At 64.8% G+C, this 20,781-nt stretch carries 16 protein-coding genes; 10 read left to right on the top strand and 6 right to left on the bottom strand.

Annotated features, from left to right (window positions below; genetic code table 11):
* Positions 1-71: 71 nt before the first annotated feature.
* Positions 72-1,511, bottom strand: a complete 1,440-nt coding sequence (locus EV665_RS24245; protein ID WP_084437706.1) for a glutamine synthetase family protein — start codon at positions 1,509-1,511, stop codon at positions 72-74.
* 169 nt (positions 1,512-1,680) lie between these two features.
* Here EV665_RS24245 and EV665_RS24240 point away from each other — a divergent pair, with 169 nt between their 5' ends.
* The 3 genes from EV665_RS24240 (at position 1,681) to EV665_RS24235 (ending at position 5,922) form a co-directional block, all read left to right on the top strand.
* Entirely contained in the window at positions 1,681-2,862 is a 1,182-nt protein-coding gene (locus tag EV665_RS24240) for a BaiN/RdsA family NAD(P)/FAD-dependent oxidoreductase (RefSeq protein ID WP_133036015.1), read from the top strand.
* A gap of 159 nt (positions 2,863-3,021) precedes the next feature.
* Complete coding sequence (locus EV665_RS32445) at positions 3,022-3,159, top strand: hypothetical protein (RefSeq protein WP_162853151.1); 138 nt, start codon at positions 3,022-3,024, stop codon at positions 3,157-3,159.
* Between the two features lie 240 nt (positions 3,160-3,399).
* Positions 3,400-5,922, top strand: a complete 2,523-nt coding sequence (locus EV665_RS24235) for a methyl-accepting chemotaxis protein (protein ID WP_064328920.1) — start codon at positions 3,400-3,402, stop codon at positions 5,920-5,922.
* Between the two features lie 42 nt (positions 5,923-5,964).
* On the opposite strand, the gene EV665_RS32440 is transcribed toward EV665_RS24235, so the two are convergent.
* Positions 5,965-6,111: a hypothetical protein gene (locus tag EV665_RS32440; protein ID WP_162853150.1), complete on the bottom strand. Its 147-nt coding sequence runs from the start codon at positions 6,109-6,111 to the stop codon at positions 5,965-5,967.
* 157 nt (positions 6,112-6,268) lie between these two features.
* Here EV665_RS32440 and EV665_RS24230 point away from each other — a divergent pair, with 157 nt between their 5' ends.
* Positions 6,269-7,141 carry a LysR family transcriptional regulator gene (locus EV665_RS24230; RefSeq protein ID WP_133036014.1) on the top strand — a complete coding sequence of 291 codons (873 nt, stop codon included), beginning with the start codon at positions 6,269-6,271 and terminating at the stop codon, positions 7,139-7,141.
* A gap of 54 nt (positions 7,142-7,195) precedes the next feature.
* Here EV665_RS24230 and EV665_RS24225 read toward each other — a convergent pair whose 3' ends face one another.
* Together EV665_RS24225 and aceA are read right to left on the bottom strand one after the other, a co-directional pair.
* Entirely contained in the window at positions 7,196-7,435 is a 240-nt protein-coding gene (locus EV665_RS24225; RefSeq protein WP_023516665.1) for an SMc00767 family acetate metabolism repressor, read from the bottom strand.
* A gap of 101 nt (positions 7,436-7,536) precedes the next feature.
* Entirely contained in the window at positions 7,537-8,826 is a 1,290-nt protein-coding gene (gene aceA / locus EV665_RS24220) for an isocitrate lyase (RefSeq protein WP_133036013.1), read from the bottom strand.
* Between the two features lie 218 nt (positions 8,827-9,044).
* Here aceA and EV665_RS24215 point away from each other — a divergent pair, with 218 nt between their 5' ends.
* From EV665_RS24215 to EV665_RS24195, 5 genes are all read left to right on the top strand, one after another.
* The gene (locus EV665_RS24215) at positions 9,045-10,460 is read left to right on the top strand and encodes a helix-turn-helix domain-containing protein (RefSeq protein WP_133036012.1); all 1,416 of its coding nucleotides are present in this window, start codon (positions 9,045-9,047) and stop codon (positions 10,458-10,460) included.
* Between the two features lie 169 nt (positions 10,461-10,629).
* The gene (locus tag EV665_RS24210) at positions 10,630-11,739 is read left to right on the top strand and encodes a polyamine ABC transporter substrate-binding protein (protein WP_210234668.1); all 1,110 of its coding nucleotides are present in this window, start codon (positions 10,630-10,632) and stop codon (positions 11,737-11,739) included.
* A gap of 78 nt (positions 11,740-11,817) precedes the next feature.
* Positions 11,818-12,960 carry an ABC transporter ATP-binding protein gene (locus EV665_RS24205; RefSeq protein ID WP_064328925.1) on the top strand — a complete coding sequence of 381 codons (1,143 nt, stop codon included), beginning with the start codon at positions 11,818-11,820 and terminating at the stop codon, positions 12,958-12,960.
* A 4-nt stretch (positions 12,961-12,964) separates the two neighbouring features.
* The gene (locus EV665_RS24200) at positions 12,965-13,876 is read left to right on the top strand and encodes an ABC transporter permease subunit (protein WP_064328926.1); all 912 of its coding nucleotides are present in this window, start codon (positions 12,965-12,967) and stop codon (positions 13,874-13,876) included.
* A 4-nt stretch (positions 13,877-13,880) separates the two neighbouring features.
* Entirely contained in the window at positions 13,881-14,699 is an 819-nt protein-coding gene (locus EV665_RS24195) for an ABC transporter permease subunit (protein WP_064328927.1), read from the top strand.
* 12 nt (positions 14,700-14,711) lie between these two features.
* Here the strand turns inward: EV665_RS24195 and EV665_RS24190 are convergent, their stop codons facing one another.
* Positions 14,712-16,553 carry an AsmA family protein gene (locus EV665_RS24190; RefSeq protein ID WP_133036010.1) on the bottom strand — a complete coding sequence of 614 codons (1,842 nt, stop codon included), beginning with the start codon at positions 16,551-16,553 and terminating at the stop codon, positions 14,712-14,714.
* Positions 16,554-16,735: 182 nt separating this feature from the next.
* Here EV665_RS24190 and EV665_RS24185 point away from each other — a divergent pair, with 182 nt between their 5' ends.
* Positions 16,736-18,688, top strand: coding sequence for an acetoacetate--CoA ligase (locus EV665_RS24185; RefSeq protein ID WP_133036009.1), 1,953 nt, complete (start codon positions 16,736-16,738; stop codon positions 18,686-18,688).
* Positions 18,689-18,934: 246 nt separating this feature from the next.
* Here EV665_RS24185 and EV665_RS24180 read toward each other — a convergent pair whose 3' ends face one another.
* Complete coding sequence (locus tag EV665_RS24180) at positions 18,935-20,572, bottom strand: ABC transporter permease (RefSeq protein ID WP_133036008.1); 1,638 nt, start codon at positions 20,570-20,572, stop codon at positions 18,935-18,937.
* Positions 20,573-20,781: the final 209 nt, after the last annotated feature.

Genomic DNA, 20,781 nt, shown 5'->3' with positions numbered 1-20,781 from the left:
GCGGCGGCGCGCCGGGGCGCCGGCCGCTCTGAGACTCGGATCTTGTCGGGCGGCCCGGACCGCCGGGCCGCTCAGACGTTGAGCAGCAGGAATTCGCGTTCCCAGGGGCTGATCACCTGCATGAAGGTCTCGAACTCGCCACGCTTCACGCCGGCATAGAGGCCGATGAACTCCGCGCTCAGCACCTCGGCCAGCGCCGGGTCGGATTCGAGCAGCGACACGGCTTCGAGAAGCCCGCGTGGCAGGTCGATCGATCCTTCGTTGGCGGTGTCCTCCGTCGGCGCCGTCGGCTCCAGCTCGTTCATGATGCCGAGCAGGCCGCAGCCGAGCGAGGCCGCCAGCGCCAGATACGGATTGGCGTCCGATCCCGGCAGGCGGTTCTCGATGCGCCGTGCGGCCGCGTCCGACACCGGCACGCGGAAGGCCGTCGTGCGGTTGTCGTAGCCCCAGGCATTGTTGACCGGCGCCGACATGTCCGGCGTCAGGCGCCGGTAGGAGTTCACATAGGGCGCCATCATGACGAGCGTCTTCGGCACATAGGCCTGCATGCCGCCGATGAAGTGGAAGAACTCCTTCGACGCCGAACCGTCAGGGTTGGAGAAGACGTTTCTCCCCGTCTCGATCTCCACCACCGACTGGTGGATGTGCATCGCCGACCCCGCCTGGCCCTGCATGGGCTTGGCCATGAAGGTGGCATAGATGCCGTGCTTCAGCGCCGCCTCGCGGATCGTGCGCTTGAACAGGAACACCTGGTCGGCAAGCTCGATCGGATCGCCATGGCGCAGGTTGATCTCAAGCTGCGCCGGCCCCTCCTCGTGGATCAGGGTGTCGATCTCGAGCCCCTGCTTTTCGGAGAAGTGGTAGATGTCGTCGATCAGCTCGTCGAATTCGTTGATCCCCGCGATGGAATAGCCCTGGCCGCCCTGGATGGAGCGGCCGGACCGGCCCTTCGGCGGATGCAGCGGATAGTCGGGGTCGTCGTTGACGGCGACGAGATAGAACTCGATCTCGGGCGCCACGACCGGTTTCCAGCCGCGATCGCGATACATCTGCACGATGTTCTTCAGGACGTTGCGCGGCGTGTAGGGCACATTCTCGCCGGTCGAGCCGACAATGTCGCAGATGACCTGCGCGGTCGGGTCTGTCTCCCACGGCACGACGGACAGCGTCGAAAGGTCGGGCAGCAGCTTCAGGTCGCTGTCGCGCGGCTCATAGCGGAAATTGCCGGTCTCCTCCGGATAGTCGCCGGAAATCGTGTGGCGATAGAGGGCGGAGGGCAAGGCGAGCGACGTGTTGGAGGTGAACTTCGACGACGGCATCATTTTCCCGCGCGGAACCCCTGCGAGGTCCGGCGTGATGCATTCGATGTCTTCGATGCCGCGGGCGCGAAGCCAGTCTGCGGCGTCCTTCCAGGTCTTTACCCCGCGCGGCACGCTGATGGCGGGAGGGATTTTGGTAGAGCGTGCGGCTTTTTCGATTGTGGGGGTAACGACTTTCTTTTTGGACGGCATGAGACACCGGGTTTGATTGACGATAAAGCCATCATAGACGGAGTTTATTCCTTGGCTAGCTCCCCCCGGGGGGTAGAAAACGCGAATTTTTCAAGAAAATCTGTTTTTCCCGCCCCGATTGACTTTCGGCCGCGATGGCGGAAAGGAGAGGCAAACAAGGATCGCATACGTGGCAGAACGGCGGGACGTCGTCATCATCGGGGCAGGCGCAGCGGGCATGATGTGCGCCATCGAGGCGGGCAGGCGCGGGCGCCGCGTGCTCGTCGTCGACCATGCGCGCGCACCCGGCGAGAAGATCCGCATCTCCGGCGGCGGGCGCTGCAACTTCACCAACATCCATGCCGGGCCAAAGAACTTCCTCTCGGCCAATCCGCATTTCTGCAAGTCGGCGCTCGCCCGCTATACGCCGCGCGATTTCCTCGATCTCGTCGAGCGCCACCGCATCCCCTGGCACGAGAAGACGCTGGGCCAGCTCTTCTGCGACAATTCGGCGAAGGACATCATTGCCATGCTGCTCGCCGAGATGAAGGCGGCGGGTACGGAGCTCAGGCTGTCCACGCCGATCGGTGCCGTCGAGCACGACGGCCGGGCGTTCCGCGTTGTGACGGAGCACGGCACGGTCGAGGCTTCCTCGCTCGTCGTCGCCACGGGCGGCAAGTCGATCCCCAAGATGGGGGCAACCGGGTTCGCCTATCGCATCGCCGAACAATTCGGGCTTACCGTCACCGAAACCCGCGCCGGCCTCGTGCCCCTGACGCTCGATCCTGCAATGCTCGCCGCCCATGAGGGCTTGCCGGGCGTGGCGGTCGATGTCGTCGCCCGCCATGGCAAGGCGGAGTTCCGCGAGGCGGCGCTCTTCACCCACCGGGGCCTCAGCGGCCCGGCCATCCTGCAGATCTCGTCCTATTGGCGGGAAGGGGAGGAGATCGCGCTCACCCTCTGCCCCGACGTGGACTTCGCCGCGGCCATTGCGGCGGCGCGGCGGGAAAACGGCCGGCAGGCGGTGCAGACCGTGCTTGCCGAGCACATGCCGAAGAAACTCGCCCAGCTCCTCGTCACCGAGCTCGGCATCGACGGGCCGCTTGCCGAACAATCGGGCCGCCGCATCGAGGCGCTTCTCCAGCGCCTCAGGGATTGGCGCCTGCGCCCGCCGGGCTCCGAAGGCTACCGGACCGCCGAAGTCACGCTCGGCGGCGTCGACACCGCCGCGCTCGATTCCCGCAGCATGGCCGCCAAGGCGGTGCCGGGGCTTTATTTCATCGGCGAGGCGGTGGACGTCACGGGCTGGCTCGGCGGCTACAATTTCCAATGGGCCTGGGCATCGGGCCATGCCGCGGGCGGGCACGCCTGACTTCGCGAGGCGGTCTTTACCGTCTTTTAAGACCTCGGGGCGGATGCTCTTGCAATGTCGGCGTTTCCGGCCTTCCACCGTGGTGGCGGAGACAACATGATGTGGGCCGGCTGGCCGGATCATCCGGGTGTCTGTTTTCGCGTAACGGAGTATCGCCCAATGCCTGCAAGACGCCGCCCCGCCCGTGCCATTGCCGTCGCCGCCGCTTTGGAAAGCCGTCGCCGTCTCGTTCTCATCGGCATTCACTGCTCGCTTGCCGCCGGTCTCGTGCTTGCCCTCGCCATTGCCGCGCTCTGACCACCGATTGTCATAAATCGGTTTAAATGGTGATGGAATTTTAAAGATTGCCGTCGATCATCCGCCGCATAGGGTTCCGGATGCCGCGTCCCCATGACGGATGTCGACGCGGCTGGCAATGACTGCTCCCCCGGATACGCGGCATTGCGGCCGCATGAAGTCGGTAATCCGGCGTCCGAATCCTGGGGAGGCCTCGAAAGGAGGCAGGGGTGGAGCACGCCGACAACGGATGTTCCGCCAATGTTCATTGACAAGATTCTCGCCCGCTTCAAGATCCAGACGAAGGTCCTGGTCTTCATCCTGCCCTTCGTGCTCAGCATCTGCGCCGTGGGCTTCACCGGGCTCTATGCCTCCGGCCTGCTGCAGGGCCGCATGGAGATTTCCAACAGCGTCCTCCAGTCGCTGAGCGGCTTCAAGGACGTCTATGCCGGCATGAACCGGTTCCTGCAGAACACCAGCGAAGAGAGCCGCGATGCCGTGCACGAGCGCCTGAAGGCGCAGGATGCGGTTCTCCAGGCGACGATCGATGGCCTTGCGCCCGACGCCGACAAGTCCAAGCTGGTGGACGCGCAGGCGCAGACCAAGGATATCGAGGCCCGCATGGACGGGCTCTGGTCGCTTTATGTCAGCGAGAACGGCCTGCATGAGACCATGGCCAAGAACCTCAACTACCTCTCCAGCGAGCAGGTGAAGATCCTCGACGAGGCGACGAAGCTGCAGCGCACGGTGCGGCAGAACGAGAATGCCGCAAAGAGCATGCTGCGTGAGGCCGAGCGCCTGACCAATGCCAGCAAGTTCTTCGGCGACCTCCTCTCCGAGTTCAGCCGCGGGGCAACGCCCGACGACCAGCTAAAGGTCATCAAGGAGCGCTATCCCTTCATTTCCAAGACCGAGCGCTCGATCGCGATGATCCTGCCGAAGAACCAGAAGGTCGTCTCGATCACCATCCGCAATACGATCGACGAGCTGGGCGGCCTGCTCTCCTCGTCGGATCCGGCGAGCGTCACGGTGCCGGAAATCGCGCGCCGGGTGAACCGCTTCCGCCAGGTCACCATCCAGCTCCAGGGCGCCGCATCGGAAAAGATGCGTGAGGCGACCCGCATCTTCAGCGAACTCGACGAGCCGATCATCAAGTCCGAGGCGGTATTGTCGGCCACGCGCAAGCTGGTGTCCTCGATCGACGACATCGAGGTCGCCGCCGTCCGGTTCCTCGGCCAGACGTCGGAGCAGAACCGCGTCAAGCTGCTCGGCAACCTGTCCATCCTGCGCATCGACATGAAGGCGCTGAGCGGCAGCGCGAGCGACCTTCCCTTCTTCGACGCGGTCGACGACGCACTGCGCCCGGTGCTCGATCGCATCGATGCGGACAGCGCCGCGCTGGTGAAGATCAGCACCGAGCGGACCGCCGATTTCGAGGCCGCCGGCCAGTCCATCGACACGATCTGGAACCTTCTCAGCCAGTTCGCCGAAGAGCAGAAGACCAGTGCCGGCACCGAGCGTGAAAAGGCCAACCAGGTCTCGATCCTCGCGACCGTCGCGGGCGCCGCGATCGCCGTCCTCGCCGGCATCGCGCTGGTGCTGACGCTGAAGGGGCCGATCAGCCAGATCACCGGCGCCATGCGCCGCCTGGCGGACGGTTTCCTCGACACCGGCATCACCGGCGAAGGCCGCGCCGACGAGATCGGTGACATGGCCCGCGCGCTCGGCGTCTTCAAGGAGAACGCCCTGTCGAAGATCCGCGTGGAGGCCGAAAGCGAGCAGCAGCGCAACGCGGCGGAAGCCGAACGCGCCCGCAACGATGCCGAAAAGCAGGCCTTTGACCGCGAGATCGACTTTGCCGTCAGCGCGCTGGCCGCCGGTCTCGAACGCCTGGCGCAGGGCGACCTGTCGCGCCAGATCGACACGCCGTTCTCCGGCCGCCTGGAACAGCTTCGCCAGGACTTCAACGTCTCGCTGACGCGCCTCCAGGACACGCTCGGCCAGATCCGCAACAATGCGCTGTCGATCCAGCGCAGCGGCGCAGAGATGCTGCAATCGGGCGATGCGCTCGCCAAGCGCACCGAATCCCAGGCGTCCTCGCTGGAGGAAACGGCCGCCGCCGTCGAGCAGATCACCGCGACCGTACGCTCCTCCGCCGAGCGGGCGCATGAGGCGAACATCGTCGTCGGCACGACCAAGCGCAGCGCCGACAGCTCCGCCGCCGTCGTCAGCAATGCGATCGCGGCCATGGGCCGCATCGAGGCCGCCTCGCGCCAGATCGAGCAGATCATCGAGGTGATCGACGACATCGCCTTCCAGACCAACCTGCTTGCCCTCAATGCCGGCATCGAGGCCGCCCGCGCGGGCGAGGCCGGCAAGGGTTTTGCGGTCGTCGCGCAGGAAGTGCGCGAGCTTGCCCAGCGCTCGGCCAGCGCCGCCCGCGAGATCAAGGGCCTCATCGAGAAATCGACGAGCGAGGTCAGCGCCGGTTCCCACCTCGTGCAGGAGACGGGTGCGGTGCTCGCCGCGATCAGCCAGCAGATCGTCACCGTCAGCCAGCATGTGGACATGATGGCGACGGCGAGCCGCGACCAGGCGGCGGCGCTCCAGGAGGTCAATGGCTCCGTCAACCAGATGGACCAGATGACCCAGCAGAACGCCTCGATGGTCGACGTCACCACGGCGGCGAGCCGCAAGCTGGCGAACGAGGCCGACACGCTGATGATGCTCGTCGAGCAGTTCCGCCTGGAAGCGGACGAGCAGGCGATCTACCGCGCGGCGTGAGGCCGGCCCACCAAGCGAGAGGCCCGGCTTTGCCGGGCCTTTTCATTTCCGCAGACCCAGGGCTCTTGCAAGGCGACGGAGCCGGGTGCGGACCGGCGTGGTATCGAGCAGGTGCACGAATTCGTGTTTTCGGCGCGCGCTCTTCCGGGAAAGCTCCACGAGCACGACAAGTCCGAACAGGTCCGACATCTCTGTCTCCTTTCAAAGGGCAACGGCAAGCCGCGGCGCCGAAGGCGCGTCGGGCTTTCGATTGGGGAAGGGTGCTGTCCGCGCCGGGTTTCTAGAGGCAGATTACCGTTCAGATTTTCATTCACGAACGGCAAATTCCGCACTATGTTTTTCATTCATGAAAGACATGTCCTGGGAAGCCTATCGCATCTTTCTCGATGTCGCCCGGCAGGGCGGGCTCACCGGAGCCGCGCAGGTATCCGGCCTCAGCCCCGCGACGGTGGGCCGGCGCGTGCTGCAACTGGAGGAGGCGATCGGCCGGCCGCTCTTTTTGCGCAGCCAGACCGGCTACAGGCTCACGGGCGACGGGCAGGCGCTGTTCGGCCAGCTTCTCGCCATGGAAGCGGTCGTGCGCGGCGTCGAGAGCTGGCGGCAGGAGGGGCAGGGCGCGAGCGTCGTGCGGCTGATGGCCGGCACCTGGGTAACCTGGCTGATCTGCGAGAACTTTTCGGCCATCTGCACCGAGCGCGATCCCTTCCGCCTCGACCTCTCCGTCTCCGAGCGCCGCGCGACACTCGCGCACCGCGAGGTGGATGTCGGCATCCGCGCCATCCAGCCATCGGAACCGACCCTGGTCAGCCGGCTCGCAGGCGAGGTCGCCTATGCGGCCTATCGGCGGAAAAATTCCGGGGAGGCACTCGCTGGCCGGTGGCTGGCCGTGTCACAGGAGGATGCGGTCTCCGCCTATCTGCGCTGGCCGCACGAACGGGCGGAGGGCACGATCGCCGTTCTCGTCAGTCGGCCGCGCTCGCTGCTCGACCTCGTGCGCGCCGGGGCGGGCCTTGCCGTGCTTCCCTGCTTCGTCGGCGATCTCGATCCGGAGCTGGAGCGGGCGGGAGAGGAGATCCGCGCCCTGCGGCATCCTCAATGGATCGTCGCAAACGGCGAGGACCGGCACCGGCGCGACATCCGCATCGTCTGCGACCGCCTGTTCCGGCTGCTCAAGAGCCATGCCGATCTTTTCGCCGGCAAACGGCCAAGCCGCATATGAAATCCCCGGCGCGCAGGGCGCGCCGGGGATCTTTGCCTCGACGGGATTTGCCTGTCAGCCGCGACCCTGCGTGACGATCACGGGGATCAGCAGGTCGCCCCAGTTGCCCTCGCCGCCGTGGTGGCGGGCGGAGCGGACGAGCTCCACGGAGACCCCGGCCTCGACCGCCTTCATGACGGACTGGTTGAGGCGGTGCAGGTCGTTGGCAACCATGCGGATCATGGCCTGCTGGTCGGGGGTCATGGCGGAAGCCTGTTCTTCCGCGCGTTCCTTGACTCGGGTCTGGACTGTCATGGCATTTCTCCTCTTATTTGAGCATTTTGCAGGCAGGCGGTACGCCTGCCGTCGCAGGAATGCGGCTCTGTCGGGGGTTCTTGAACGGTTGACGGGTCGGGTTATTCGGCGGCCGGGCGGAACTGTTCGTGCTCGGTCGATTCATGCATGGCGGTCGTCGAGGACTGGCCGCCGGTGATGGCCATGGACACGGCGTCGAAGTAGCCGGTGCCGACTTCGCGCTGGTGCTTGGTGGCGGTGTAGCCGTTGACCTCGGCGGCGAATTCCGCTTCCTGCAGCTCAGAATAGGCGGCCATCTGGCGCTCCTTGTAGCCGCGGGCGAGTTCGAACATGCCGTAGTTCAGCTGGTGGAAGCCGGCGAGCGTGATGAACTGGAACTTGTAACCCATCGCACCCAGCTCGCGCTGGAACTTGGCGATCGTCGCGTCGTCCAGGTTCTTCTTCCAGTTGAACGAGGGCGAGCAATTGTAGGCGAGCAGCTTGCCCGGATGCGCCTTGTGCACGGACTCGGCGAATTTTCGCGCCTGTTCGAGATCCGGCTTGCCGGTTTCCATCCAGATCAGGTCGCAATGCGGCGCATAGGAGATGGCGCGGGCAATGCAGGGTTCGATGCCGTTCTTGACCTGGTAGAAGCCTTCGACCGTACGACCCTTGTCCTGATCGACGAAGGGCTGGTCGCGCTCGTCGATGTCGGAGGTCAGCAGCTTTGCGGCCTCGGCGTCGGTGCGGGCGATGATCAGCGTCGGCACGCCCATGACGTCGGCGGCAAGGCGCGCGGCGTTGAGGTTGCGGATATGGGCCGCGGTCGGGATCAGGACCTTGCCGCCGAGATGGCCGCACTTCTTTTCAGACGCGAGCTGGTCCTCGAAGTGAACGCCGGCCGCACCGACCTCGATGAAGGCCTTCATGATCTCGAAGGCGTTGAGCGGGCCGCCGAAGCCGGCTTCCGCGTCGGCGACGATCGGGGCGAACCAGGTGTCGACCGAAAGGCCCTTGCCTTCTGCGGTCTCGATCTGGTCGGCACGCTGCAGCGTGCGGTTGATGCGCTTGGCCAGTTCCGGCGCGGCGTTTGCCGGATAGAGCGACTGGTCGGGATACATGGCCGAGGCCGTATTGGCGTCGGCGGCGACCTGCCAGCCGGAGAGATAGATCGCCTTCAGGCCGGCGCGGACCATCTGCATGGCCTGGTTGCCCGAGAGCGCGCCGAGCGCGTTGACGAAGTCCTCCTCGTGGATGAGCTTCCACAGCCGGTTCGCACCGTTTTCAGCCAGCGTGTGGCGGATCTGGACCGAGCCGCGCAGCTTCTCGACCGTCTCGGCCGTATAGGGGCGCTCGATGCCGTCGAACCGGCCCTGCGGCGCGCTCGGGACGAGGTTGTAAAAATCAGTCATAGTATCCTCCGGTGCGATGTCTCGGGATCGGGCTTGGCTTCATTTACTGCCCGATTTCATGTGACAGTATTTACATCGCATCGCACAATCGGGCGAGAGAAAACCGGAAAATCAGCGGGATAATCGGGTAATGATGTCTTGTCTTTGACAATTGAGCTCTGTAAAAAAGTAAAATTGTAAATCTTCTGATCGCGGCGTCGGTGTAAAGGATTTGACATATGGCGGAGAACAAGATTTTTGCCGGCCCGAAGGTCCGGCGCATCCGCAACGCCCTCGGCCTCACCCAGACGGCGATGGCCGAGGGCCTGTCGATCTCGCCGTCCTATCTCAACCTCATCGAGCGCAACCAGCGGCCGCTGACGGTGCAGCTCCTCCTGCGCCTCGCCTCCGTCTACAAGGTGGACCTCGACGAGCTGCAGGGCGAGAGTGCCGGCAATGCCCGCCAGCTGCGCGAGGTCTTCGCCGATCCGCTGCTTGCGGGAGAGCTTCCGGGCGACCACGAGCTGGTGGAAATCGCCGATGCCGCGCCCAATGTGGCGAGCGGCATCCTGAAGCTCTATCGCGCCTATCGCGAGCAGGCCGCCCGCCTCACCGACCTTGCCGACCTGCTCGCCCGCGAGGGCCATGCGACGACGCTGTCAGGCACGCTGCTGCCGATGGACGAGGTGCGCGACAAGCTGGAGGGCCGCCCGAATTATTTCGACGCCATCGACGAGGCGGCGGAACGGTTCCATGCGGCGCTGGCGCCGGGTGACGACCTCGCCGCCGCGCTGAAGTCCTGGCTGCGCAAGGAGCATGGCGTCGTCGTGCGCCTGCTGCCCGTCCACACCATGCCGAACCTGCGCCGCCGCTTCGACCGCCACTCCATGCGGCTCTTCCTGTCGGAGCGCCTGTCGCCCTTCGACCAGTTGCGCGAGATCGCCATGGAGACGGTGCAGCTTGCCCTCCAGGACGAGATCTTCGCCGAGCTCGACCGGCTCGCCTTCTCGACGGCGGAGGCGAAGCGCATCGCCCGCTTCGAGCTGGCGCGCTATGCCGCCCATGCGCTGATGATGCCCTACGAGGCCTTCCATTCGACGGCCCAGCGCGTGCGCTACGATATCGACGTGCTGCGTTCCCGCTTCGGCGTCTCCTACGAGCAGGCGGCGAACCGGCTGACCATGCTGCAGCGGCCGGGCAGGGCGGGCGTGCCCTTCTTCATGCTGGAGATCGACAATGCCGGCAACCGCTTCCGCCGGGCCGGTGCGCAGGGTTTCCCGCAAGCGCGCTTCGGCGGAAGCTGTCCCAAGCTCGGCGTCCACTCCGCCTTTTCGCAGCCGGGGCAGATCCTCGTCGACCGCGTGGAAATGCCCGACGGCGCCACATTCCTGGCGATCTCGCGCACGCTGGAGGGGCCGCAGGGCGTCTTTGCCGAGCGTGTGCGCCGCACGGCACTGCTCATCGGCTGCGATGCCGCCCATGCGGAAGAGACGGTCTATGGCGAAGCGGTGCGGCGGGAAGGGGCGGTGGCGGTGGGAACGGCCTGCCGGCTCTGCGAGCGCCAGGGCTGTCTTGCACGCGCCGAACCGCCCGTCACGCGCCCCCTCGGGCTCGACGAAATGGTCGCCGGCCTCAGCCTTTTCGACTTCCAGTGACTTTTCGCTTGATTTCCATCGCCGTTAGGGCTTCAAATCTGATAGGAATGGGAACAATGTGATATCAAAATTCGCCCTATGTTTGCGTAGAATGCCGCTTGTCGCCTCTTGAAAAACATCCATAATCGGCGACTGTTCTTCATACGAACTCATAGGCCCGAGAGAAAAACTGGGAGATAAATCAATGATAAGACGTACTCTTTTGGCGACTGCCGCCACGCTTGCGCTGTTTGGCGCGGGCGGCGCGCTCGCACAGGAAAAAGTCGTTAACGTCTACAACTGGTCGGACTATATCGATAGTTCGATCATCGACGATTTCACCAAGGAAACCGGCATCAAGGTCGTCTACGACGTCTATGACTCGAACGAGATCCTGGAAACGAAGCTGCTCGCCGGCGGCACGGGCTATGACGTGGTGGTGCCCACCAACACCTTCCTGCAGCGCCAGATCGCGGCGGGGGTCTATCAGAAGCTCGACAAGTCGAAGCTGCCGAACCTGAAGAACATGTGGGACATGGTGAGCGAACGCATGCAGCCGTTCGATCCCGGCAACGAATATTCGGTCAACTACATGTGGGGCACGATCGGCATCGGCTACAACAAGGCCAAGCTGAAGGAAGCCCTCGGCACCGACGAGATCGACAGCTGGCAGGTGGTCTTCGACCCGGAATATGCCGAAAAGCTCAAGGACTGCGGCATCAACTTCCTCGATTCGCCGACCGACATGATCCCCGTCGTGCTGGCCTATCTTGGGGCGAATCCCGACAGCCATGACCCGGCCGATCTCGCCAAGGCGGAGGAGGCGCTGCTGAAGGTGCGGCCTTTCGTGCGCAAGTTCCACTCCTCCGAATTCATCAACGGCCTTGCCAACGGCGATATCTGCGTTGCGGTCGGCTGGTCGGGTGATATCTTCCAGGCCAGCGACCGTGCCGAGGAAGCCGGCAACGGCGTCGAGGTCGGATACGTCATCCCGAAGGAAGGCACGCAGATGTGGTTCGACCAGATGGCGATCCCGGCCGACGCGCCGCATGTCGAGGAAGCGCACGCCTTCCTCGACTACATCATGCGTCCCGACGTCATCGCGAAGGCTTCGGACTATGTCCACTACGCGAACGGCAACAAGGCGTCGCAGGAAGCCCTCGATCCCGAGATCCTGAACGACCCGGCGATTTACCCGGATGAGGCGACGCTGGCCAAGCTCTTCACCAACACGACGCTGGATGCGAAGACGCAGCGCCTGTTCACACGGACCTGGACCAAGATCGTGACCGGTCAGTAACCGGCCAGAACGAATTGCCCGGAAGCCTCTTCCGGGCAATTTCATTTGTGCTGCCAAGAAAAGAGATGGGGACAGGCAATGAAATCTCTCGGCAATATCCGTCGTTCCTTCGCACCGTGGACGGATCCGGACGCAAAGCCATTCATCACGTTCCGCAATGTCACGAAAAGGTTCGGCGATTTCACTGCCGTCGATGATCTCACCCTCAACATCTATCACCGCGAATTCTTTGCCCTGCTCGGCGCGTCCGGCTGCGGCAAGTCCACGCTCCTGCGCATGCTCGCCGGCTTCGAGCGGCCGACCTCGGGCGAAATCATCCTCGACGGCCAGGACATTGCCGGCATCCCGCCCTACAAGCGGCCGGTCAACATGATGTTCCAGTCCTACGCGCTCTTCCCGCACATGACGGTGGAGAGCAATATCGGCTTCGGCCTCCGGCAGGACGGCATGCCGAAGACCGAGATCGCCGAGCGTGTCGCCCAGATGCTGAAGCTGGTGAAGCTGGAAAAGTTCGCCAAGCGCAAGCCGCACCAGCTCTCCGGCGGCCAGCGCCAGCGCGTGGCGCTTGCCCGTTCGCTCGCCAAGCGCCCCAAGGTGCTGCTGCTCGACGAGCCGCTCGGCGCGCTCGACAAGAAGCTGCGCGAGGAAACCCAGTTCGAGCTGATGGACCTGCAGCAGGAACTCGGCCTCACCTTCGTCGTCGTCACGCACGACCAGGAGGAGGCGATGACCATGGCCGACCGCATCGCCGTCATGAGCCATGGCAAGGTCATCCAGGTGGCGACGCCGGCGGAAATCTACGAGGCGCCGAATTCCCGCTTCGTCGCCGACTTCATCGGCGATGTGAACATTCTCGACGGCAAGGTCTCGGCGAGCGGCAACGGCAAGATTGAGCTTGCCGTCAACGAGGGCTTCACCATCCGCACCGCGACCGGCCACGCCCCCGCGGCGGGCAGCGCGGCAGGCTTCGCCATCCGCCCGGAAAAGCTGAAGGTCACGCGCGCCGCACCCGTGGACGCTTCCGTCAATGCGGCCGAGGGCGAGATCTGGGATATCGGCTATCTCGGCGACATGACGGTCTTCTACGTCAAGCTCGGCAGCGGCAAGGTGGTGAAGGCCTCCATGCTGAACGCCCAGCGCGAGGTGGAGGATCCGATCTCCTATGACGAGAAGGTCTGGGTCTCCTTCGGCGAAACGGCCGGCGTCGTGCTGAAGGATTGACCCGATGACCAAGCTCGGCTCCGCCATCTTCAGCCGCCTCGTCATCATCCTTCCCTATGCCTGGCTGCTGTTCTTCTTCCTCGTTCCCTTCTTCATCGTCTTCCGCATCTCGCTTTCCACCACCGCGATCGCCCAGCCGCCCTATGAGCCGGTCTTCGCGCTGGCGGACGGTCTTTCCGGCATTGTCGCGAAGATCGGCCAGTTCAGCCTCGCCAATTACGTCTGGCTCACCGAGGATGCGCTCTATCTCAACGCCTACCTGTCGAGCCTCTGGATCGCCGGCGTCTCGACCTTCATCACGCTCCTGATCGGCTATCCGATCGCCTACGGCATGGCGCAGGCGCCGCGCACGCTGAGGCCCACGCTGCTGATGCTGGTCATCCTGCCGTTCTGGACGAGCTTCCTCATCCGCGTCTATGCCTGGATCGCCATCCTGAAGCCGGAGGGCCTGCTCAACCAGTTCCTGATCGGCATCGGCGTCATCGATACGCCGCTGGTCATCATGAACACCAACTGGGCGATCTATATCGGCATCGTCTATTCCTACCTGCCCTTCATGGTGCTGCCGCTCTATTCGGCGCTGGAGAAGATGGACAACACGCTGATCGAGGCGGCGCAGGATCTCGGCTGCCCGCAGATATCGGCCTTCTGGAAGATAACTTTCCCGCTCTCCATTCCGGGCGTCGTGGCGGGCTGCATGCTCGTTTTCATCCCTGCTGTCGGCGAGTTCGTCATCCCCGACCTGCTCGGCGGGTCGCAGACGCTGATGATCGGCAAGACGCTGTGGAACGAGTTCAACGCGAACCGCGACTGGCCCGTCTCGGCCGCCGTCGCCACCATTCTGCTCCTCATCCTGGTCGTGCCCATCGTGTTCTTCCAGAATGCGCAGGCCAAGGCCGAAGAGCAGGGGAGGTAAGCCCATGAACAGTTGGTCCCGTTTCAACATCGTCTCGGTCGTTCTCGGCTTCGCCTTCCTCTATCTGCCGATCGTGCTCCTAGTCATCTTCTCGTTCAACGAATCGAAGCTGGTCACCGTCTGGGCCGGTTTTTCGACCAAGTGGTACGTCTCGCTCTTCAACAACCAGGGCCTGATGGATGCCGCCTGGGTGACGATCCGCGTGGCGCTGCTCTCGGCGACCATCGCGACGGTCCTCGGCACGATGGCGGCGCTGGCGCTGACGCGCTACACGCGCTTCCGCGGCCGGCTGCTCTTTTCCGGCATGGTCTATGCCCCGCTCGTCATGCCCGAGGTCATCACCGGCCTGTCGCTGCTGCTGCTCTTCGTCGCCATCGGCTTCGACCGCGGTTTCGTCACGGTGACGCTGGCGCACATCACCTTCTCGATGTGCTTCGTGACGGTGGTGGTGCAGTCGCGCCTGCTCTCCTTCGACCGTTCGGTCGAGGAGGCGGCGATGGACCTCGGCGCGACGCCGGTGAAGACCTTCTTCGAGGTGACGCTGCCGATCATCGCACCGGCCGTGCTGTCCGGCTGGATGCTGGCGCTGACGCTCTCGCTCGACGACCTCGTCATCGCGAGCTTCACCTCCGGCCCGGGCGCCACGACGCTGCCGATGAAGATCTACAGCCAGGTACGCCTCGGCGTGACGCCGGAGATCAACGCGGCCTGCACGCTGCTCATCGGCCTCGTCGCCGTCGGTGTCGTCATCGCCTCGATCCTGACGAAGCGCCGCGAGGTCCAGCGCCTGCGCGACGAGCAGGCGGCCTTTGCCGGCCGCTGATAGTCGCGCGGACTACTGGCGGGGCTGCTGCCCCATCAGGATGGAGATCGGCGAGATCACCGGCTCCGGCCACGAGCCGCCGACGAAGAAGCTGATCGCCGGCGTGACGACAGCGGCGGCATCGGCCTGCGGCCGGTCGGCGAGCGTGCCGGCCAGCGCCACGCTGCCGCTGCGGTAGGGGATCATGCCCGACAGCGTCAGCAGCTTCTCGTTGCCCTCGACCTGCGCCTTCGTCAGTTCGGCAAGGCCCCGGTCGAGCTTGGCCTCCACATCGGCCCGCACGAAATCGAACGATCCGTCCGACGCCTCGGAAAAGTTGAAGAAGGCGTTTTTCCCCGCCCGCTCCTCGAAGGCCTGGCGGTTGAAATGGGTGAGCGTGCCCGGCCCCATGGCCAGCCGGAACTGGCCGGACATGTCCGAGGCCGTGGTCGCCCAGAGCGGCCGGTCCGTCGACAGCTCGAAATCCGCCGAGCCGCGCCCCGCCGGCAGCGGCCCGGGCAGGGCGAGCGTGTTGACGATCGCGCCGATATCCACATTGCTCAGCGACATCTGCAGCCGCCCGCCGCCGCGAAAGCCCTGTTCGGTGAGTGCGATGCGCCCTGTCATGCGGCCATCCATAAACTGGCTGTCGCCGATGTCGAAGGACGCGCGGCCGTTCTCGATGCGTATGCCGGCGGCAAGGTCCTGCAGGGAAAAGGGCGCAAAATCCGCGCTCTTGGCAGAAAGCCTGAGGTCCATGCCGAACTGGTGGATGAAGGCGGTGTCGATTCCGCCCGCCGCCTGGTCGGCGCCGGGAAGCGGCGAGAAGGCGGACAGGAAGGCGCGAAGGTCGATCCGGTCGAAGGCTAGCGTGCCGCCCACCTGCGGCAGACCGTCCGGCGGCATGTTGACATCGAGCACGCCGGTCGCCTGCGCATTGTCGAGGGTCAGCTTCAGGTTTTCCAGCTTGGCCGTATAGCCGGCCGTCGTCACCTTCGCCTCGGCATTGATGTGGCCGAGATTGCCGACGGAGGGGATGTCCTTGCCCTGCCAGGCGAGGAGATGGCCGAGCGAGGGCGTCGACAGCGTCATGTTGCCGGCGACGAAGGCGTTGGCCGAAAGATTGGCGATGCCCTCGAAGTTCACCGTCGTCGGATCGGCGGCAAGGTTGGTGCGCACGGTGGCATTGTGCCCGGCCAGGAGGGCGAGCGGCTGGTTGCAGTCGAAGGTCCAGCGGCTCATTTCGCCATTGACGATGCCGGAGAGCGTGAGGTCGAGCGGCCGCCGCAGGGCGGGCCAGTCGATGTTGCCGTTGATGTCCGAAATGCGGAAGGGCGCCGCCCCGTCGTCCTGTGCGACCTCGATGACGCCGTCGACCATGTTGATCGTGCCGATGCGCTCCTCCGGCAGTTCCGGTATCGCCTGGCCCTCGGGGGCCGACTTGGTTGCGTCGATCGCCTGCATGAGCCAGCCGCTGTGGCGCCAGTTGAAGACGCCGTCGGCATCCCAGCCGACGCGGATCGTCGGCCGCATGAGATCGAAATCGCTGAAGACCGGCTTGCCGCGCACCGCGCCGAAGAGGTCGAAGCTGGCCGAGATGGCCTCGATATGCGCAAGCTCGCTCCTGTCGGTCAGTGTGACGATCCGGACATTGCCGAGCGTCACCTGCGGATAGGGCCAGAAGGCGAACTCCGCCGCCTGGCCGATCTCGACATCAGCGCCGGTCCAGGCCTCGAGCGTCCTTTCGATTTCCCGGCCCACCGTCTCGGTCTGGATGAGGAAGGGAAAGCCGATGCGCACGGCGGCAAACAGCACCAGAACGACAAGGATTCCCCGCACGAGATGCCGCGACTGGATGAAACGGGAAAGGGTCATTCGGGTGCGGGTCCTCTACCGGCAGCGTGCACATCATTTCAAGCGAACGGGGATAGGCGCTTGGGCAGAAGAAATCAAATGTCGCCATGGCGGAATTGCGTTCGGCGACGGCGCGAACGGGCATTCGCCACTTTATACTGCGGCGCAACATGCTATACGAAGGCCATGGAGTGGAGGAAAGCATGACGTCAGAAATGCCCTTGTGGAAACCTTCGGCGGATATCCTGGCAAACAGCCCGATGGCCCTGTTCATGAAGGCCGGCAGCCGCATCGCCGGGCGTGACCTGAAATCCTACGATGATCTGCATGCCTGGTCGGTGGAAGACCGCGCGGCGTTCTGGACCGCGGTCTGGGACGATGGCGAGGTCATCGGCGAAAAGGGCGGCGTGGCGCTCGAAAACGGCGAGCGCATGCTGGAAGCCCGCTTCTTCCCCGAGGGCCGGCTGAACTTTGCGGAAAACCTCCTGAAGAAGACCGGCCCGGACGATGCCATCGTCTTCCGCGGCGAGGACAAGGTATCCTACCGCTGGTCCTGGGATGCGCTTGGCGACCGCGTCTCGAAGCTCCAGCAGGCCTTTGCCGCCATGGGCATCGGCGAGGGCGACCGCGTCGCCGCCATGATGCCGAACATGCCGGAAACCGTCGCCTGCATGCTCGCCGCCGCCTCGCTCGGCGCCATCTGGTCCTCCTGTTCGCCCGATTTCGGTGAACAGGGCGTGCTCGACCGCTTCGGCCAGATCGAGCCGAAACTGTTCATCGCCTGCGATGCCTACTGGTATGCGGGCAAGCTGCAGGACGTCTCCGCCAAGGTGAAGGCCGTCGCCGAAAAGCTGGGTGCCCCCGTCGTGGTGGTGCATTATGCCGGCGATGCCGAGGCGCTCGCCAGCGCCCTGCCGGATGGCCGCACGCTCGATGCGCTGATGGCATCTTATGCGGTCAAGCCCCTCACCTTCGCGCAACTGCCGTTCCGCCATCCCCTCTATATCCTCTTTTCGTCGGGCACGACGGGGGTGCCGAAGTGCATCGTGCATTCGGCCGGCGGCACGCTGCTGCAGCACCTGAAAGAGCATCGCCTGCATTGCGGCCTCGTCGAAGGCGAGCGGCTGTTCTACTTCACCACCTGCGGCTGGATGATGTGGAATTGGCTGGTCTCCGGCCTTGCGGTCGGCACGACGCTCTGCCTGTTCGACGGCTCGCCCTTCCATCCCGACGGCAACGTGCTGTTCGACTATGCGCAAGCCGAGAAATTCGCCGTCTTCGGCACGTCGGCCAAATATATCGACGCCGTGCGCAAGGGCGGCTTCACACCGCGGACGACGCATGATCTCTCCAGCCTCCGCCTCCTGACCTCCACCGGCTCGCCGCTCTCGCCCGAAGGTTTCTCCTTCGTCTATGAGGGCATCAAGCCGGACGTGCAGCTTGCCTCCATTTCCGGCGGCACGGATATCGTCTCCTGCTTCGTGCTCGGCATTCCGCTGCGACCCGTCTGGCGCGGCGAGATCCAGGGCCCGGGCCTCGGCCTTGCCATGGACGTCTGGGACGAGGACGGCCATCCGGTGCGCGGCGAAAAGGGCGAGCTGGTCTGTACCAGGGCCTTCCCCTCCATGCCGGTCATGTTCTGGAACGACCCGGACGGCGCAAAGTATCGCGCCGCCTATTTCGAGCGCTTCGACAACATCTGGTGCCATGGCGACTTTGCCGAGTGGACCAGCCATGACGGCATCATCATCCACGGCCGCTCGGATGCGACGCTGAACCCCGGCGGCGTGCGCATCGGCACGGCGGAGATCTACAACCAGGTCGAGCAGCTGGAAGAGGTCGTCGAGGCTCTCTGCATCGGTCAGGACTGGGACGACGACGTGCGTGTCGTGCTCTTCGTGCGCCTCGCCCCTGGCAAGGTGCTGGACGAGGCGCTGGAAAAGACGATCCGCACGAAGATCCGCACCGGCGCTTCGCCGCGCCATGTGCCGGCGAAGATCATCGAGGTCGCCGACATCCCGCGCACCAAGTCGGGCAAGATCGTCGAGCTTGCCGTGCGTGAGGTGGTGCACGGACGACCCGTCAAGAACAAGGAAGCACTCGCCAATCCGGAAGCGTTGGAGCTCTTCGCCGGCCTGGAGGCGCTGAAATCGTAAGCGCTGCCGGCGTTAACGATCCCCGACGTCGGCATTAACCAAGTTTTCGAAGTTGTGAACGAAAGGTTTGTGCCGGAACCGGTCAGGTAAGGATTTGTTAAGCCGGAATGGCGCAAGGTCGTGCCAACTTGAGCGCGCCCGATGACGGGCGTTCCGGTCGCACCCGACCCCGATGGCATGAAGCCGTTCACCACGCTTTTGTTGGACAGCATTCAACTATCGGGGCGGCTTATGCCGCCCTCTTTTTTATTGTCCGCCCTTCCGGTCGAGCGATCGCGAAACGAGGAAGACGGGAATGAGCCCGACCGCGACGATGATGATGGCGGGCACACCGGCATCCTCCACCTTCGCCCGTGACGCATCCTCGTAGACCAGGGTCGCCAGCGTGTTGAAGTTGAACGGGCGCAGCATGATCGTCGCCGACAGTTCCTTCATGGTCTCGATGAAGACGAGCAGCGCCGCCGTCAGCGTCGCCGGCCGCATCATGGGCAGGAGCACGCTCCAGAGCGTCTGGCTGCTGGTGCGCCCCAGCGTGCGCGCCGCCATGTCGAGATGCGGCGAAAGCTTGTGGAAGCCGGCATCGATCGTGCCTTCCGCCATGGTAAGGAAGCGCACCGTGCAGGCATAGATGATGGCAAAGCCGGTGCCGGAGAGCAGCAGCCCGGTCGAGATGCCGAACTGCGCGCGCAGGAACGCATCGACCGCATTGTCGAAATTGGCGAGCGGGATCAGAACGCCCATGGCAAGCACGGTGCCCGGCACGCCATAGCCGAAGGAGGCGAAGCGGCCGGCGGCAGCATTCAGCCGCGAGCGCGTGGTGCGCGCGGCATAGGCGAGCAGGAAGGCGAGCAGCACCGCGACGAACGCCGTCGAGCCAGAGACGAGAACGCTGTGCCAGAGCGCGGAGAGAAGGCGGGTGGAGGCGAACTGCTCCAGCCGGCGGGCGGCATAGCCGCCGAGCACGAAGACCGGAATGGCAAAACCGATGACCGGCGGCAGGAGGCAGGCAAGGCTTGCGGCCCATTTTCTCCAGCCAGCGAGTTTCAGGCGCACGGAATCGTGCACGGCCGCCGTCGTCTTCTGGCTGGAAAAGCGCTGCCGGCGGCGCGCGGCGCGCTCCACCATCATTAGGCAGATGACGAAGACCAGCATGACGCAGGCGATCTGCGCCGCGCCCGCCAGGCTGCCGCGGTTGAGCCAGGTATCGAAGATCGAGAAGGTGAGCGTCTGCACGCCGAGATATTCCACCGCGCCGATATCGTTCAGCGTCTCCATGGCGACCAGCGTCAGCCCTACCATGATCGCCGGCCGCGCCATGGGGATCTGGATCCTCGCGAAGACCTTCAGCGGCCCCGCACCGAGCGTGCGCGCCACATCGGCCGCCGCCCGGCCCTGCATCAGGAACATCGAGCGGGCTGAGAGGTAGATATAGGGGTAGAGCACGCTGGACAGCACCAGCATCGCCCCGCCCGTGGTGCGCACCTCGGGAAACCAGTAGTCGCGGCTCGTCTGGAAGCCGAAGAGTGCGCGATAGGCCGTCTGCACCGGGCCGGTGAAGGAGAAGAATTCCGCGAACGCATAGGCGCCGAGATAGGCGGGAATGGCGAGCGGCAGCACCAGCAGGCCGGAGAGCAGGCGGCGTCCGGGAAACTCGCAGCTCGCCACCAGCCAGGCTGTGACGACACCGACGATTGCCGTGATCGTGGCGACGCCGGAAAGCAGGATCAGCGTGCGCAGCGTGGCGCGCGGAATGACATTGCTGACAAGGTGCGGCCAATTGTCGGTGCCGCCCGTCGCGGCGATGACGACGATGGCGATCGCCGGCATCAGCACGATCGCGGCTGCCAGCACGGCGGCGGCCGACAGAAGTGGATGGCGTCGCATGCCGGACCTGCGGACGAGCACCTGCCCGGGTAGGCTTTCGGAAGATACCTGCAAGGCGTTCACCTCGGGAAAAGGGGTCCTTCGGCAGGCAGGCACCCCGAGCGGTTGCCCGTCACCCGCTTCACGCGGGGACCTCGCTGGGGAGGCGGCGGGAGCCGGGTGAGGGGGCCGTCAATGCGCCTTGCCCTCGTCCTCCCGCTCTAATCCAA

This window comes from Shinella granuli, from assembly GCF_004341885.1.
GTDB lineage: Bacteria > Pseudomonadota > Alphaproteobacteria > Rhizobiales > Rhizobiaceae > Shinella > Shinella granuli.
The sequence above is the reverse complement of the archived record's forward strand: the minus strand, read 5'-3'. Positions and strand labels throughout refer to the sequence as shown.

Coding starts and splice junctions, on each gene's coding strand:
- EV665_RS24190 (WP_133036010.1), bottom strand. CDS start 16,553: ATGACCCTTTCCCGTTTCATCCAGTCGCGGCATCTCGTGCGGGGAATC.
- EV665_RS24195 (WP_064328927.1), top strand. CDS start 13,881: ATGAACAGTTGGTCCCGTTTCAACATCGTCTCGGTCGTTCTCGGCTTC.
- EV665_RS24245 (WP_084437706.1), bottom strand. CDS start 1,511: ATGCCGTCCAAAAAGAAAGTCGTTACCCCCACAATCGAAAAAGCCGCA.
- EV665_RS24230 (WP_133036014.1), top strand. CDS start 6,269: ATGAAAGACATGTCCTGGGAAGCCTATCGCATCTTTCTCGATGTCGCC.
- EV665_RS24205 (WP_064328925.1), top strand. CDS start 11,818: ATGAAATCTCTCGGCAATATCCGTCGTTCCTTCGCACCGTGGACGGAT.
- EV665_RS32440 (WP_162853150.1), bottom strand. CDS start 6,111: ATGTCGGACCTGTTCGGACTTGTCGTGCTCGTGGAGCTTTCCCGGAAG.
- EV665_RS24185 (WP_133036009.1), top strand. CDS start 16,736: ATGACGTCAGAAATGCCCTTGTGGAAACCTTCGGCGGATATCCTGGCA.
- EV665_RS24200 (WP_064328926.1), top strand. CDS start 12,965: ATGACCAAGCTCGGCTCCGCCATCTTCAGCCGCCTCGTCATCATCCTT.
- EV665_RS24235 (WP_064328920.1), top strand. CDS start 3,400: ATGTTCATTGACAAGATTCTCGCCCGCTTCAAGATCCAGACGAAGGTC.
- EV665_RS32445 (WP_162853151.1), top strand. CDS start 3,022: ATGCCTGCAAGACGCCGCCCCGCCCGTGCCATTGCCGTCGCCGCCGCT.
- EV665_RS24180 (WP_133036008.1), bottom strand. CDS start 20,572: ATGCGACGCCATCCACTTCTGTCGGCCGCCGCCGTGCTGGCAGCCGCG.
- EV665_RS24215 (WP_133036012.1), top strand. CDS start 9,045: ATGGCGGAGAACAAGATTTTTGCCGGCCCGAAGGTCCGGCGCATCCGC.
- EV665_RS24225 (WP_023516665.1), bottom strand. CDS start 7,435: ATGACAGTCCAGACCCGAGTCAAGGAACGCGCGGAAGAACAGGCTTCC.
- aceA (WP_133036013.1), bottom strand. CDS start 8,826: ATGACTGATTTTTACAACCTCGTCCCGAGCGCGCCGCAGGGCCGGTTC.